This window comes from Streptococcus sp. P25B114, from assembly GCF_053010325.1.
In genome coordinates this window covers 61,708-77,355 of record NZ_JBRKNW010000012.1, presented here as the reverse complement: position 1 = coordinate 77,355, position 15,648 = coordinate 61,708, and the positions used below count along the sequence as shown (strand labels likewise).

13 protein-coding genes and 2 pseudogenes are annotated in these 15,648 nt (G+C 45.9%); 14 read left to right on the top strand and 1 reads right to left on the bottom strand.

Annotated elements, in window-relative coordinates:
- Positions 1–121 precede the first annotated feature (121 nt).
- The 3 genes and pseudogenes from ACVC7T_RS07270 to ACVC7T_RS07260 form a co-directional block, all read left to right on the top strand.
- Positions 122–826: pseudogene (locus ACVC7T_RS07270) on the top strand (DMT family transporter); the annotation flags it as partial.
- Between the two features lie 49 nt (positions 827–875).
- On the top strand, positions 876–1,505 hold the full coding sequence (locus ACVC7T_RS07265) for a copper homeostasis protein CutC (protein WP_105160108.1): 630 nt from the start codon (positions 876–878) through the stop codon (positions 1,503–1,505).
- A 333-nt stretch (positions 1,506–1,838) separates the two neighbouring features.
- Positions 1,839–2,504 carry a colicin lysis protein gene (locus ACVC7T_RS07260; RefSeq protein ID WP_105111448.1) on the top strand — a complete coding sequence of 222 codons (666 nt, stop codon included), beginning with the start codon at positions 1,839–1,841 and terminating at the stop codon, positions 2,502–2,504.
- A 20-nt stretch (positions 2,505–2,524) separates the two neighbouring features.
- On the opposite strand, the gene ACVC7T_RS07255 is transcribed toward ACVC7T_RS07260, so the two are convergent.
- The gene (locus ACVC7T_RS07255; protein WP_105123388.1) at positions 2,525–3,184 is read right to left on the bottom strand and encodes a trimeric intracellular cation channel family protein; all 660 of its coding nucleotides are present in this window, start codon (positions 3,182–3,184) and stop codon (positions 2,525–2,527) included.
- 233 nt (positions 3,185–3,417) lie between these two features.
- Between ACVC7T_RS07255 and ACVC7T_RS07250 the strand changes: the two genes are divergently transcribed.
- From ACVC7T_RS07250 to trpA, 11 genes and pseudogenes are all read left to right on the top strand, one after another.
- Positions 3,418–4,386 carry a thiamine pyrophosphate-dependent dehydrogenase E1 component subunit alpha gene (locus tag ACVC7T_RS07250; protein WP_105111446.1) on the top strand — a complete coding sequence of 323 codons (969 nt, stop codon included), beginning with the start codon at positions 3,418–3,420 and terminating at the stop codon, positions 4,384–4,386.
- Between the two features lie 52 nt (positions 4,387–4,438).
- Entirely contained in the window at positions 4,439–5,434 is a 996-nt protein-coding gene (locus tag ACVC7T_RS07245) for an alpha-ketoacid dehydrogenase subunit beta (RefSeq protein WP_014638601.1), read from the top strand.
- A gap of 141 nt (positions 5,435–5,575) precedes the next feature.
- Positions 5,576–6,964 (top strand): dihydrolipoamide acetyltransferase, encoded by a 1,389-nt coding sequence (locus ACVC7T_RS07240; protein ID WP_105111454.1) that lies wholly within the window; start codon positions 5,576–5,578, stop codon positions 6,962–6,964.
- Positions 6,965–7,156: 192 nt separating this feature from the next.
- On the top strand, positions 7,157–8,926 hold the full coding sequence (lpdA, locus tag ACVC7T_RS07235) for a dihydrolipoyl dehydrogenase (RefSeq protein WP_105160103.1): 1,770 nt from the start codon (positions 7,157–7,159) through the stop codon (positions 8,924–8,926).
- A gap of 410 nt (positions 8,927–9,336) precedes the next feature.
- A pseudogene (gene trpE, locus ACVC7T_RS07230) lies at positions 9,337–10,695 on the top strand (anthranilate synthase component I).
- The gene (locus ACVC7T_RS07225; protein WP_105160102.1) at positions 10,692–11,258 is read left to right on the top strand and encodes an aminodeoxychorismate/anthranilate synthase component II; all 567 of its coding nucleotides are present in this window, start codon (positions 10,692–10,694) and stop codon (positions 11,256–11,258) included. The pseudogene trpE and the gene ACVC7T_RS07225 overlap by 4 nt, the downstream one beginning before the upstream one ends.
- A complete protein-coding gene (trpD, locus tag ACVC7T_RS07220; RefSeq protein ID WP_105160101.1) occupies positions 11,255–12,259 on the top strand; it encodes an anthranilate phosphoribosyltransferase in 1,005 nt (334 codons plus the stop codon). The genes ACVC7T_RS07225 and trpD overlap by 4 nt, the downstream gene beginning before the upstream one ends.
- Entirely contained in the window at positions 12,256–13,023 is a 768-nt protein-coding gene (gene trpC / locus ACVC7T_RS07215) for an indole-3-glycerol phosphate synthase TrpC (protein ID WP_105123394.1), read from the top strand. Before trpD ends, trpC begins: the two co-directional genes overlap by 4 nt.
- Entirely contained in the window at positions 13,010–13,591 is a 582-nt protein-coding gene (locus ACVC7T_RS07210) for a phosphoribosylanthranilate isomerase (protein WP_105137294.1), read from the top strand. Before trpC ends, ACVC7T_RS07210 begins: the two co-directional genes overlap by 14 nt.
- Positions 13,588–14,802, top strand: coding sequence for a tryptophan synthase subunit beta (gene trpB, locus ACVC7T_RS07205; protein ID WP_105123396.1), 1,215 nt, complete (start codon positions 13,588–13,590; stop codon positions 14,800–14,802). The genes ACVC7T_RS07210 and trpB overlap by 4 nt, the downstream gene beginning before the upstream one ends.
- Positions 14,799–15,581 (top strand): tryptophan synthase subunit alpha, encoded by a 783-nt coding sequence (gene trpA / locus ACVC7T_RS07200; RefSeq protein WP_105110328.1) that lies wholly within the window; start codon positions 14,799–14,801, stop codon positions 15,579–15,581. Before trpB ends, trpA begins: the two co-directional genes overlap by 4 nt.
- Positions 15,582–15,648: the final 67 nt, after the last annotated feature.

Genomic DNA, 15,648 nt, shown 5'->3' with positions numbered 1-15,648 from the left:
GTTGGTTTTGTATGCACTTTTTACACTAAAATTTAGTCCAAAATAAAACAATTTCCTTATTTTGACTATTGAACTCAAAATATTTTTCGTCAAATACCTTGATAAGCTTGACAAACGGTAGAAAAAAGCCCTGCTCGGGATTTTCCTCTTTGCCATGCTGGGCTTGGTACTCAATCAAATCGCTTATCTACAAGCCATTTACTATACAAATGCCGGTACGGCAACGGTTTTGCAATACCTCTGTCCTATTTTGGTCTTGGGTTATACCTGTCTGCGGGACCGACAAAAGCCGACAGCGGTTGAATTGATGTCGATTGCTCTTGCTGTAGTAGGTACATTTCTGATTGCGACACATGGGCAATTGGACAAGCTGGCGGTGACACCGCTTGGTCTGGCATGGGGGATTTTCTCAGCCTTCACTTACGCCCTCTATATCATCCTGCCTAGTCGCTATATTCGCCAATATGGAAGTATGGTGGTCATTGGGATTGGCATGCTGATGGGTGGTTTGGTGGCAGTTTTTGCCTTTAGGACCTGGGGCCAGAGCCTTCCCGTGGACGGTGGTAGTCTCTTGGGCATGTTGGGAATTGTTGGTGTTGGTACCATTTTTGCCTATACGGCCTTTCTCAAGGGCGTCAGCATGGTCGGTCCGGTCAAGGGCAGTCTGTTGGCTTCGATTGAGCCGGTCGCATCGGTCTTTTTTGCCGTTTGGCTAGTTAATGAGCAATTTTATCCCATTGATTTTTTGGGGATGGTGCTGATTTTGGTGGCTGTTCTACTGATTTCCCTGAAAGATTTAGTGATTTCACGAAAGAGTATTGGTTAAGATGCTCTTTTTTGTTATACTAAAAGAAAAGGCTTACAAAGGAGAAAATATGCTTAGAGAATTTTGTTCGGAGAACCATATTGACGTAGCGCGTGCCCTTTCTTTAGGGGCGCAACGAGTGGAGTTGTGCGATAATTTGGCAGTCGGTGGAACGACACCTAGCTATGCGGTGATTGATTACGTTTGTCAACTGGCCCATGAAAATGATGCGACGGTCATGACCATGATTCGCCCCCGTGGCGGGAATTTCTGTTATGATGAGGTGGAAGTGGACATGATGGTAGAAGATTGTAAGGTGGCCAAGAAACTGGGTTCGGACGGTCTGGTTTATGGTCTGTTGACCGAGGAAAATTGGCTGGACGAGGTCGCTTTGGAGAAATTATTGGCCGTGTCTGAAGGGTGCGAAGTTGTTTTTCACATGGCCTTTGATCAAATACCACGCAGGAGACAATTTGAGGCCATTGATTGGCTGGCAGCACACGGTGTGACGCGGATTTTAACGCGGGGTAATCTGTCTGGTTGTGCTTTGGAAAACATTGACTGGCTAAACGAGATTGTGACTTATGCCAAGGGAAAAATTCAAATCCTTATTGGTGGTGGATTGACGGTGAATAACGTTCCAGAATTGGTCAACAAGCTACCGATTGACCAAGTCCATGGAACAAAATTGTTTTGGTAAGAAAACTTTAAGTTTTCTTTAAGGAGGCTTCAGTATACTCTATTTATTCTTTTTCATATAATCTCCTGAAGGCGCCCGGCATTTGTCGGGTGTTTTCTTTCTTTTTTTATATTTTATCGGGGATGGAGCGAGAACTATGAGCATTGAACTATCTGTAGATTGGAGACAAAGAATGCTGTTACTATTGAGTTAGTTTGAAAGGGGTGACTGACTTCAGATAAGCTGATTGAAATGTTATGAGAGTCAGGGGTTATTCGTTCTGGCTCTCCAAATCCTATACAAGCCTCAGAATATTTGTTATACTAAGAATAGAAAGAACATTTGGAGGTTTCTATGAAGAGGGTAAAATATCTTGGTCTGCTCTTGGGGGCTATGACATTTCTAGCTGCTTGTCAGCCAGCAGATTTGCAGTCCACTACTACTGAGACAGAAACGTCTACTCAAACTTCTGCTCCAACGGAATCAGAAGAGATATCGGTTGGTTCAAGTGAGCAAGAGGCGGGGTCTTCTGCTCAGCAAGGTTTTTCCTTACCAGTAATTTATCAGGACGTCATCGGAAATTACCAAGCTAGTCTTGCCCAACCAGAAGCTATCAATCCCGAACAGGTCAGCACCCAATTAGTCTTGGTTCATCAGCCGGAAATCTATGCTGGCGCTTTCTATAGCCTGTATGATTTTAACCAAGATGGGGTTGAAGATCTGATTATTGCTCTGAAAAAATCAGATAGTTATGTGCTGATTGACCTCTATACTCTGTATGGTGGAGGGGACCTCTTACGCCTGGTTGACAGTTTCCGTCATATCGGTCCTGAAATAGGTGAGGAGGCCATTCTCCGTCCCCTACAAGATGGTAGCTATCTTTATGAGGTTGCTGGTCAATCCAAGCTCTATCAATATGACGAACATATTCCGGGATTGGGTCCTGTTCCTGAGATAGAAGCAGAATCACCAGTTTTTGATCTGAACAGTTTGACCTGGATTCAGATAGAAGCACAATAGTGAAAGGCTTGAGTTGATGCTCAGGCCTTTGGTTTTCTATCCATGTTGGGAAGATTGATTTTGTATTTGATGACTAGCAGTCGGATAATCAAAGAGATGACAAATATAGTAATAAAGGTAGGAATTTGAGGTAGTTGCCAATTGACCACACAGATATGGTAAATCATACCGGAAAATAGGGCCAAGACAGCATAAACGTCCTCTCGAAGGACAATAGGGGTCTCATTGACCAATAAGTCTCGGACAATGCCACCACCAACTCCAGTCAGGGTCGCAAGAATACCTGTTGTCACAGCATTTAGCTGTAACTCTATGCCAGTGTTGGCCCCGATTAGGGCGAAAATCGCCAGACCTATCGCGTCGAAGATGAGGTTGGTTTGGGCAAGGAGAATCAGGGCCCGCTTGTCAAGAGGTGTATCCTGTCGGATATGAATGGCGCAGAGATAGAGTAGAATGGCCACGACAACGGATAAGTAGATGGCTGAAGGGTCCGTCAGAGCAGTTGGAATACGATTGGCCATGATATCTCGAATAATACCACCTCCCACAGCTGTCATCAGACTGAGGAGAGAAATCCCAAATATATCTAGTTTTTTTCTGAAACCTTTAACGGCACCTGAAACAGCAAAAGCGATTGTCCCTATGTAGTTACAAATGATAAGAAATAGCTCAAAATCCATACCTACCTCCACCTCTAGTTTACCATAGAAACAATTGGAAGTTCAAGAGAAAAAAAGTTTGTGATAAAAAGAACTTTATCAGGTGTGTCCTTGTCGATATTTTTGTGAAAAAGTGAACGAAATCAAGGTTTTCAGAAAGTTTACAAGAAAATAGAAAACGGTTCAAAAATTTGCCATTTGTGAAAAAAAGGTCTATCATAGTAAGGAAAGAGAAAAAACCTTTGGAGGAAATTATGGTATCTATTTCAAAAGAGCAACATTTGGATATGTTCTTGAAAATGCAGCAAATTCGTGATGTTGACATGAAGTTGAACAAATTAGTGCGTCGTGGCTTTGTACAAGGTATGACTCACTTCTCAGTTGGTGAAGAAGCAGCAGCGGTTGGTCCGATTGCTAGCTTGACAGACCAAGATATTATCTTCTCTCACCACCGTGGTCACGGTCACGTTATTGCAAAAGGTATTGATATCAACGGTATGATGGCAGAGCTTGCTGGTAAGGCAACTGGTACATCTAAAGGCCGAGGTGGTTCCATGCACTTGGCCAACGTTGAAAAAGGGAACTTCGGTTCTAACGGTATCGTAGGTGGTGGTTATGCCCTGGCTGTTGGTGCGGCTTTGACCCAACAATACCTTGGTACAGATAATATCGTTATCGCCTTCTCAGGTGACTCAGCGACTAACGAAGGTTCTTTCCATGAGTCAATGAACTTGGCAGCTGTTTGGAATTTGCCAGTTATCTTCTTTATCACAAACAACCGCTACGGTATCTCAACTGATATTTCTTACTCCACCAAGATTCCTCACCTTTACCTTCGTGCAGCGGCTTACGGTATGCCAGGTCACTATATCGAAGATGGTAACGATGTGGTTGCTGTTTACGAGAAAATGCAAGAAGTTATCGAATATGTTCGTGCAGGTAACGGTCCAGCCATGGTTGAGGTTGAATCTTATCGTTGGTTTGGTCACTCAACAGCCGATGCTGGTGTTTACCGTACAAAAGAAGAAGTTAACGAGTGGAAAGCAAAAGATCCGCTTAAGAAATACCGCAAGTATTTGACTGAAAACAAAATTGCTACCGACGAAGAATTGGATGCAATCGAAGCACAAGTTGCAGAGCAAGTAGAAGCAGCTGTGAAATTCGCACAAGAAAGCCCAGATCCAGATATTTCAATTGCATACGAAGACGTTTTTGTGGACTAGTCTGCAGTCTAGATTGAAGAAAAATTTTTTATAAGTAGGAGAAATTGTAAAAATGGCTGAAACAAAAGTAATGGCCTTGCGTGAAGCGATTAACTTGGCTCAAAGCGAAGAAATGCGTAAGGATGAAAAAGTATTCTTGATGGGTGAAGACGTCGGTATCTACGGCGGTGACTTCGGTACATCTGTTGGTATGTTGGATGAATTTGGTCCAAAACGCGTTCGCGACACGCCTATCTCTGAGGCAGCAATTGCTGGTTCTGCAGTTGGTGCGGCTCAAACTGGTCTTCGTCCAATCGTTGACTTGACCTTCATGGACTTCGTAACCATTGCCCTTGATGCGATTGTTAACCAAGCTGCTAAAACAAACTACATGTTTGGTGGTGGTTTGAAGACACCTGTAACTTTCCGTGTGGCTTCAGGTTCAGGTATCGGTTCTGCTGCCCAGCACTCACAATCTCTTGAAGCTTGGTTGACGCACATCCCAGGTATCAAGGTTGTCGCACCTGGTACAGCTAACGATGCAAAAGGTCTTTTGAAATCATCTATCCTTGATAACAACCCAGTTATCTTCTTGGAGCCAAAAGCTCTTTACGGTAAAAAAGAAGAAGTGAATTTGGACCCAGATTTCTACATTCCACTTGGTAAAGGTGAAATCAAACGTGAGGGTACTGATGTAACCATTATTTCATACGGTCGTATGTTGGAACGTGCCTTGAAAGCGGCTGAAGAAGTAGCTGCAGAAGGCATCAGCGTAGAAGTGGTTGACCCACGTACCCTTATCCCATTGGATAAAGAATTGATCATCGAATCTGTGAAGAAAACTGGTAAGGTTATCTTGGTCAACGATGCTTATAAAACAGGTGGTTTCATCGGTGAAATCGCATCGATCATCACAGAAAGCGAAGCCTTTGACTACTTGGATGCACCAATCATCCGTATCGCTTCAGACGATGTACCAGTTCCTTACGCAAACATTCTTGAAAATGCTGTATTGCCAAACGTAGAGAAAATCAAAGCGGCAATCTACAAACAAGTTAACAAGGGTTAAGAGAAAATCTTGTTATAAACAAGAATGAAACGTAAGAAACTGAAAGAAAGGAATTGAACCCGGCCGGAGAGTTGGGGAATCAGGAATTTTTAGGAATTTCTCATTTCCAGTCACTCTCTGTTGGGCCCTGGTATCTTAAATATGGCAATTGAAATTATTATGCCTAAGCTCGGTGTGGACATGCAAGAAGGTGAAATCATCGAGTGGAAAAAACAGGAAGGCGATTTCGTCAATGAAGGCGACGTCATCTTGGAAATGATGTCTGATAAAACCAGCATGGAATTGGAAGCTGAAGAGTCAGGCGTTCTCTTGAAAATTGTGCATGGAAATGGTGCGACAGTTCCGGTAACGGAAGTCATTGCCTATCTCGGCGCAGAAGGTGAAACAGTGGAAGCGGCTGGTAGCTCTGCTCCAGCGGTTGAGCCAGCAGCAGCTATCGAAGAAGTTCCTGCTAGCCGTACACCGGTTATTGTAACTCCAGTAGTGGCTGCGAAACCGCAAGGTGGTGGTAAAGTTCGTGCAACTCCAGCAGCTCGTAAATTGGCGCGTGATTTGGGTATCGACCTTGGTTTAGTACCTGGTACGGGTGCCAATGGTCGTGTCCACAAGTCTGACGTTGAAGACTTCAAAGGTGCGGCTCCTAAGGCTACTCCACTTGCAGCTCGTATTGCAGCTGACCTGGGTGTTGATTTGACAACTGTGACAGGAACAGGTGTCAACGGTAAAATCAAGAAAGAAGACGTTCTTGCCCTTGTTGCACCAGCTCCAGCGGTTGAAGCAGCAGCTAGTCCTAAAGCAGAAGAAAAATCAGTCAAAGAATTGCCAGAAGGCGTTGAAATCATCAAGATGAGTCCAATGCGTAAGGCTATTTCGAAAGGTATGGTTAACTCTTACTTGACTGCACCAACCTTCACGCTGAACTACGACATTGACATGACCAACCTCATGGCACTTCGTAAGCAGGTTCTTGAACCAATCATGAACAAGACAGGTCTTAAAGTAACCTTCACAGACTTGATCAGTCTTGCAGTTGTTCGTACGCTTATGAAAGAAGAACACCGTTACATGAATGCGTCTCTCATCAACGATGCTCAAGAAATCGAATTGCACAAGTTCGTTAACCTTGGTATCGCTGTTGGTATGGATGGAGGTCTGGTTGTACCAGTTGTTCACGGTGCAGATAAGATGAGCTTGTCTGAATTCGTGGTTGCATCCAAAGATGTCATCAAGAAAGCGCAATCTGGTAAGTTGAAGGGTGCTGAAATGTCTGGTTCGACATTCTCTATCACAAACTTGGGTATGTTTGGAACTAAGACCTTTAACCCAATCATCAACCAACCAAACTCTGCTATCCTTGGTGTGGCGTCAACGGTTCAAACACCGGTTGTCATCGACGGTGAAATCAAAATCCGTCCAATCATGGCACTCTGCTTGACCATTGACCACCGTATTGTTGATGGTATGAACGGCGCGAAATTCATGGTTGACCTCAAGAACTTGTTGGAAAACCCGCTTGAATTGTTGATCTAAGATAAGATCTCCATTGGTTTAAACTAGAGAATTAGATTTCTGATTAGAAAACAAAGAAAGGATGTAGAACGGGTTCGTGACATTTGAACACGAACTAAATGCTCGGAATTTAGATAGTCCGCCTTGGATGTGAACATCCTGCTTTGGACTCCTAAAATTTAGTCGCATTTGGACGTTCTTTGTATCATAATTATGGCAATTGAAATTATTATGCCGAAACTCGGTGTGGACATGCAAGAAGGTGAAATCATCGAGTGGAAAAAAGCTGAAGGTGATTTCGTCAATGAAGGCGATGTGATTTTGGAAATGATGTCTGACAAGACTAGCATGGAGCTAGAAGCTGAAGATTCAGGTGTTCTTTTGAAAATCGTTCATGGTAACGGTGCGACTGTTCCTGTAACAGAAGTTATCGCTTACCTTGGTGCAGAAGGTGAAACAGTTGAAGCAGGTAGCGGTGCTGCTCCAGCAGCGGCTGAAGTCGCTCAAGCAACTGCTGATTTGAAAGCAGCTGGCTTGGAAGTTCCTGGAGCACCTGCTGCAGCTGCTCCACAAGCTCCTAAGGCAGAATTGGCTGCGGATGAGTACGACATGGTCGTAGTCGGTGGTGGTCCTGCTGGTTACTACGCGGCTATCCGTGGTGCTCAATTGGGCGGTAAAATCGCTATCGTTGAGAAATCAGAATTTGGTGGTACCTGCTTGAACAAGGGATGTATCCCAACGAAGACCTACCTCAAAAACGCGGAAATCCTTGACGGCTTGAAGATTGCGGCTGAGCGTGGTATCAACCTTGCTTCAACTAACTACACAGTTGATATGGACAAGACAGTTGACTTCAAGAACAAGGTTGTGAAGACCTTGACAGGCGGTGTAGCAGGTCTCTTGAAAGCCAATAAGGTAACCATCTTCAACGGTCTTGGTCAAGTAAACCCTGACAAGACTGTTGTCATCGGCGACAAGGTTATCAAAGGTCGTAGCATCGTTCTTGCAACAGGTTCTAAGGTATCCCGCATCAATATCCCAGGTATCGATTCTAAGTTGGTATTGACGTCTGATGATATCCTTGACTTGCGTGAAATTCCTAAGTCACTCACTGTTATGGGTGGCGGCGTAGTCGGTGTAGAACTTGGTTTGGTTTACGCATCATACGGCACAGAAGTAACAGTTGTTGAGATGGCAGACCGTATCATTCCAGGTATGGACCGCGAAGTGTCTGTTGAATTGCAAAAAGTCCTTTCTAAGAAAGGTATGAAATTCTTGACCTCAGTTGGTGTATCTGAAATCGTTGAAGCTAACAACCAGTTGACCATCAAATTGAACGACGGCTCAGAAATCGTTTCTGAAAAAGCCCTTCTTTCAATCGGTCGTGTACCACAATTGGCTGGTCTTGAAAATCTTAACCTTGAACTAGACCGCGGTCGTATCAAGGTTAACGAGTACCAAGAAACATCTATCCCAGGTATCTACGCACCAGGTGATGTCAACGGTACTAAGATGTTGGCCCACGCTGCTTACCGTATGGGTGAAGTGGCAGCTGAAAATGCCATCCATGGTAACCACCACAAGGCTAAATTGGATTTCACACCAGCAGCGGTTTACACACACCCAGAAATCGCTATGGTTGGTTTGACAGAAGACCAGGCTATCGAGAAATACGGTAAAGAAAACATCCTTATCGGTCGCAACAGCTTCACTGGTAACGGTCGTGCCATCGCTTCTAATGAAGCACATGGTTTCGTAAAAGTGATTGCTGATAAGAAATACCATGAAATCCTTGGTGTTCATATCATCGGTCCAGTTGCAGCTGAAATGATCAACGAAGCAGCAACTATCATGGAATCTGAGTTGACAGTTGATGACGTGGCAGCATCCATCCACGGTCACCCAACCTTCTCAGAAGTGATGTACGAAGCCTTCCTTGATGTGCTTGGTGTTGCGATCCACAACCCACCAAAACGTAAATAATCATCACACAGGATTGGACCTTGTCCAGTCCTTTTTTGTGTAGAGTTGAAAATCCGAATATCCGAATATTTTAAAAAAATTCTGAAAAAAAGATTGACATATAGAAATAATAGTGTAAAATAATAGCAATCAGAAGAAGTAGACTTCAGGTTTGTTTCCAGAAAACTGGCGGTTGTTGCGAGCCAGTAGCAGACGAAGTTGAAATGGGCTGATGGAAAATAAGAGAAGGTAAACAATATCCTTCCGGTTGGCACCCCTTACCGTGCGGCTCCTTGTTGGAGGAGCTTGAGAGGACAAGGGCTTTTTTGCTACTCTTGTCAATGGAGGTGGCACCGCGCTAGCTATGATTAGACGCCCTCGCACAGATTTTTTCTGTGCGAGGTTTTTTGTGTTCGCGAGAGGAGTTCTATATGAAAACAAGTTTATCCGCAGATATTTTAACCCCGATTTTAGCCTATATGCGCCTAGAGGGGCAGCACAAGATGATTTTGGAGTCTATTCCCAGAGACAAGGAAAATGCTCGTTTTTCCATTGTGGCTTATAACCCGGTTTATGAGATTAAATTTGAAAATGGCATCTTGACGCGGAATGACGAAGTTATTGATGCCGACCCACTGGATTATCTACAGGAATTGACGGGTAAACATCCAGTAGCGGATGCCGGTCCCTTTAGCGGTGGCGCCATTGGTTTCCTTGGTTATGACATGATTAGCCTCTATGAAAACATTGGCGATATTCCGGTTGATCCGATTGGCACGCCAGATATGCACTTTTTCATCTATGAGTCCTATTTGGTCTTTGACCATAAAAAAGAGACCATTTCCATACATGAGGACAATATCTACAGCGGTCGAAATGAACAGGAAATGGCTAGCGCTTTGGAGCAAGTCTTGCAGTCGCTCAAGCAGGCGCATCCGGCTGAATTTGCACCGCATGACCTTCATTCCTTGTCTTTCCACAATCATCTGGAAAAAGAAGAATTTGAGGGGATGGTGACAAAAGCCAAGGAGCTCATTCGTCAGGGGGATATGTTCCAATGTGTTCTTAGTCAGCGCTTCTCGGCACCAATTTCTGGCAAGCCACTGGATTATTACCGGAATTTGCGGGTGACCAATCCTTCAAATTACCTCTACTTTTATGATTTTGGGGACTATCAGATTATCGGAGCTAGTCCAGAAAGTTTGGTTTCTGTCAAGGATGGTCTGGTAACGACCAATCCCATTGCGGGGACACGTCCGCGTGGTCTGGATGAAGAGGCAGATAAGGCGTTGGCGGCGGATTTGTTAGCTGATTAGAAAGAGGTGGCGGAGCACCGGATGTTGGTTGATTTGGGGCGAAATGATTTGGGGCGGATTGCTCAAATCGGCAGTGTTCGAGTGACCAAGTACATGGAGGTGGAGCTCTTTCGCTATGTCATGCACTTAACCAGTATTGTCAAAGGGCAGCTATTACCAGAACTCAGCCCATTGGACGCTCTCAAATCGACCTTGCCAGCAGGTACGGTATCAGGCGCACCGAAAATTCGTGCCATGCAACGGATTTACCAACTGGAAAAGGAAAAGCGCGGTGTTTATGCAGGTGCCATCGGTTATCTATCTGCCTCTGGTGATATGGATTTTGCCATTGCCATTCGGACTATGATTATCAAAAATCAGATGGCCTATGTTCAAGCGGGCGCAGGAATTGTCTACGACAGCATTCCGGGAAATGAATACCAAGAGACGGTCAACAAGGCCAAGGCCATGACTAGAATAGGAGATTTGCCATGATTCTCATTATTGATAACTACGATTCCTTTACCTATAATTTGGCCCAATATGTGGGAGCTTTTACAGAGATTAAGGTCTTGCGAAATGATGACCAGCAACTCTTTGTAGAGGCCGAAAAGGCAGATGGTCTGGTCTTTTCTCCGGGACCGGGTTGGCCAGCAGATGCGGGTAAAATGGAAGAGATGATTGCAGCCTTTGCTGGGAAGAAACCGATTTTGGGGATTTGTCTAGGTCATCAGGCGATTGCAGAGGTTTTTGGCGGTCAGCTTGGTCTGGCGCGACAGGTCATGCATGGAAAGCAGAGCCAGATGAACTTGGAGGCATCGTCGCCCTTGTTTGCAGGTTTGGAAAAGGAAGTGACCATCATGCGCTACCACTCCATTGTCGTGACGGAGATGCCAAAGGATTTTCAGGTAACGGCGCGCACGCTAGACGATGGGGAAATTATGGCCATCCAGCATGTGACTTTACCCATTTATGGTCTGCAATATCATCCAGAAAGTATCGGTACGCCAGATGGGCTCAAGATGATTGAAGCGTTTGTGAAAGAGGTAATCAGATGAAAGCAATTTACGAAAAAATAGCAGCCAGACAGGATTTACAGCAGTCAGAAGTGGAAGGGGTCTTTGCTCAAATACTAGAGGGGCAATTGTCGGAAAGTCAGATTGCAGCGCTCTTGCTGGGATTTAAGACCAAGGGGGAAACGGTCGAGGAGATTACAGGTGTGGTCAAATCGCTCAAGGCCCACGCCATTCAGCTGCCAGAGACCTTTACCGATGCCATGTGCAATTGTGGTACAGGTGGGGACCAGTCTTATAGCTTTAACGTGTCAACAACAGCAGGATTTATCCTAGCGGCGGGCGGTGTCCGTCTGGCCAAGGGAGGTAACCGTTCCGTATCCTCCAAGTCTGGTTCGGCAGACGTTCTGGAAGAATTAGGCATCAACATCGCAGCTAGTCCAGAAAATTTGGCTCGTGCCTTGTCAGAAGTCGGTTTGGCCTTCGTCTTTGCCCAATCCATGCACCCAGCCATGCGCTATATCGGTCCGGCTCGTAAGGCTTTGGGTATCCCGACCATTATGAATATTGTAGGTCCATTGGCCAATCCGTTATCTCTGGATACCCAATTGATGGGCGTTTTCCGTGGCGATTTGCACTTGGAATTGGCTCAGGTCATGAAAAGTCTGGGCCTGCGTCGAGGTGTGATTGTGACCGGTCCTGATAACATGGACGAGGCGGCCTTGTATGGCACTAATCATTACACGCTCTTGTCCGATGGGCAGATTAGCCAAGGCAGTTTTTCCTACAAGGATTTGGGTATGCAACGCGTGGAGCCAGCTGATATTCGCGGGGGCGATGCCAAGGAGAATGCAAACATTCTCGTTTCCGTCTTGCGCAACCAAGCCAGTCCCTATCTGGAAACAACGGTGCTCAATGCTGGTTTGGGCTTTTTTGCCAATGGTAAGGTAGACAGTATCAAGGATGGCATTACCCTAGCCCGTCAATTGCTGGCGGATGGTTCAGCCCTTGCCAAATTAGAGGCACTCAGAGAGGTACAGGTATGACAAAAGCATTTTTACCAACCATTTTAGAGCAGAAAGAAAAAGAAGTGGCTAGACTTGTTTTGGAGGAAGTTCAGCCGCTTCGCCAGACCTATTCTTTCTACGACTATGTCAAGGAGCATTCGGAGTGCCTACAGATTATTGCCGAGATCAAAAAAGCCAGCCCTAGTTTGGGCGCCATTAATCTGGATGTTGATATTCTAGCTCAGGCGCGGACCTATCAAGAGGCGGGTGCGGCCATGATTTCGGTCTTGACGGATGAGGTTTTCTTCAAAGGCAAGATTGACTATCTCCGTCAGATTTCAGAGGCGGTGTCTATTCCAACCTTGGCCAAGGATTTTATCATTGATGAAAAGCAGATTGTTCGTGCACGAAATGCTGGGGCTACGGTGATTTTATTGATTGTTGCGGCTTTACCGGAAAAACGTTTGCAGGAACTCTATGATTTTGCCAGCAAACTGGGCTTGGAAGTCTTGGTGGAAATCCATAACTTGGTAGAATTAGAGATTGCTCATCGCATCGGTGCCAAGATTATCGGGGTGAACAACCGCAATTTGACGACTTTTGAAACGGATTTACAAACCAGTTTGGACCTGAACAAGCATTTTCAAGACCAAGCCGTCTATGTATCTGAATCGGCTATTTTCAGTGGGGCAGATGCGGCTTTACTGGCACCTCATTTTCAAGCCATTTTGGTGGGGACTGCCCTCATGCAGGCGGAGGATGTTCAGCAGAAGGTAAAGGAGTTGGCCATTGACAAAGGTTAAAATCTGTGGCTTATCCACTGAAGAGGCTGTGCGAGCGGCTGTCGAGGGCGGTGCGGATTATCTGGGCTTTGTCTTTGCTCCCAGCAGGCGGCAGGTCAGCCTAGAAAGAGCGCATCAATTGGCGACGCTCATCCCGGAAAGGATGCAAATCGTTGGTGTCTTTGTCAGTCCGACCCCGACAGAATTGCAGTTGGCCATTGGTCAAGTGCCTTTGGATATTGTGCAAATTCACGGCGATTGGGATGAAAGCTATGTTCAGCAAGTCCCTGTTCCTGTTATTAGGGCCATTCAGTTGGATAAGGCTGACGATATCAGTGAGACACAGGCGGCTTATCTGCTTTTCGATGCGCCTATAGCGGGCTCAGGGCAGACATTTGACTGGGAATTATTGACCGGCAAGCAATTCAGACAGCCGATTTTCATCGCAGGTGGCTTGACCGTAGACAATGTTGCCACGGCACAAGACTTGTTTTCACCCTATGCTGTAGACGTTTCGTCTGGAGTAGAGACGGATGGACACAAGGACCCTGTCAAAATTAAAGCATTTATAGAAAGAGTGAAAAAATGACCTATCAACAACCCAATAAAGATGGCTTTTTTGGCCAATATGGCGGCCGTTTCGTGCCGGAAACCTTGATGACAGCTGTTTTGGAGCTAGAAGAAACCTACCGTTCAGCCAAGGAGGACCCTGCTTTTCAAGCGGAATTTGACCACTTGCTCCGCCAGTATGTGGGCAGAGAAAATCCCCTCTATTTCGCCAAACGTTTGACCGATTATTGTGGTGGGGCCAAGATTTACCTCAAACGAGAAGATCTCAACCACACGGGTGCCCACAAGATTAACAATTCTTTGGGGCAGGTACTCTTGGCCAAACGCATGGGCAAGAAGAAAATTATTGCTGAAACGGGTGCAGGTCAGCACGGTGTAGCAACTGCGACAGCAGCAGCCCTCTTTGATATGGAGTGTACCATTTACATGGGCGAGGAAGATGTCAAACGTCAGGCGCTCAATGTCTTTCGGATGGAGTTGCTGGGTGCTAAGGTGCATGCGGTGACCGATGGCTCGCGTGTGCTAAAAGATGCGGTCAATGCCGCTCTGCGCGCTTGGGTGGCTCAAGTTGAAGATACCCATTATGTCATGGGCTCCGTGTTGGGGCCAGCGCCCTTTCCAGAAATCGTCCGCGACTTCCAAAGCGTGATTGGACGCGAGGCCAAGCAGCAATTTTCAGATCTTTCTGGTGGACAATTGCCCGATGCCCTCTTGGCCTGTATCGGTGGTGGCTCTAATGCCATGGGGCTCTTTTACCCCTTTGTCGATGACGAGTCCGTTGCCATGTATGGCGTAGAGGCGGCTGGACTGGGTCTGGACACAGAGCATCATGCGGCGACTTTTGCAAAAGGGAAACCGGGAGTTTTACACGGCGCGCTTATGGACGTCTTACAGGATGAAAATGGGCAAATCATGGAGGCATTCTCCATTTCTGCCGGCTTGGATTACCCGGGAATTGGGCCGGAGCACAGCTATTTCAATGCTATCGAACGGGCGACCTACGTGTCTGTCACTGATGAAGAGGCCTTGGAAGGATTCCAACTCTTGTCGCGCTTGGAAGGGATTATTCCAGCTTTAGAATCTAGCCATGCCATCGCCTATCTGCCACGCTTAGCCAAGGAATTGGGACCAGACAAATCCATCATCGTCTGCCTATCAGGTCGCGGTGACAAGGATGTTGCTCAAGTCAAGGAACGCTTAGCTGCCCAAAGAAAGGACCAAGAACAATGACAAAAATACTAGAAAAACACTTGCGGAATATTAAGGAAAATGGCAAGGGCATTTTCCTTCCCTACATCATGGCCGGTGACCATGAAAAGGGTTTAGATGGACTATTTGAAACCATTGATTTTCTGGAGCAGGCAGGCGTTTCAGCTATTGAAATCGGTGTTCCTTTCTCGGACCCTGTTGCGGACGGTCCTGTGATTGAGGAGGCGGGGCAACGCAGTTTGGCCAAGGGTGTCCATCTGTTGGACATTATCAAGCAGTTGCAAGGGCAAGCCAGTCAGGTGCCACTCATCTTGATGACTTATTTTAATCCTGTTTTTCAATATGGCTTGGACCAGTTTTTCCGCGATTTGGAGACGACTTCTGTCAAAGGCTTGATTATTCCTGATCTACCTTACGAACATGAGGATATCCTGCGTCCCTATCTGGAAAAGAGTGATTTATGCCTCATTCGCTTGGTTAGTTTGACAACAGGGACTGACCGGCAGCAAGAATTGGTGCAGGATGCGGAAGGGTTTGTTTACGCCGTTGCCATCAATGGCGTGACCGGCAAGAGCAACCAGTACCGTGAGGACTTGGATGGTCACCTGAAACGCTTAAGGGCTTTGTCTCCTATCCCAGTATTAACAGGATTTGGCGTTTCCAGCCAAGAGGATATTCTCCGATTTAACCGCGTATCGGACGGCGTGATTATGGGCTCGAAAATCGTCAAAGGTCTGCATGAGGGCGAAATAGAAGAAATTCGTCAACTCGTGGCATTTGGCAGTCGGGTGGAGAAATAGAATGAAGTCTGGAAGAATCAAGGACTCATGTCGCTGACCAATAAAATGCTCAGAAAGGATACGACCT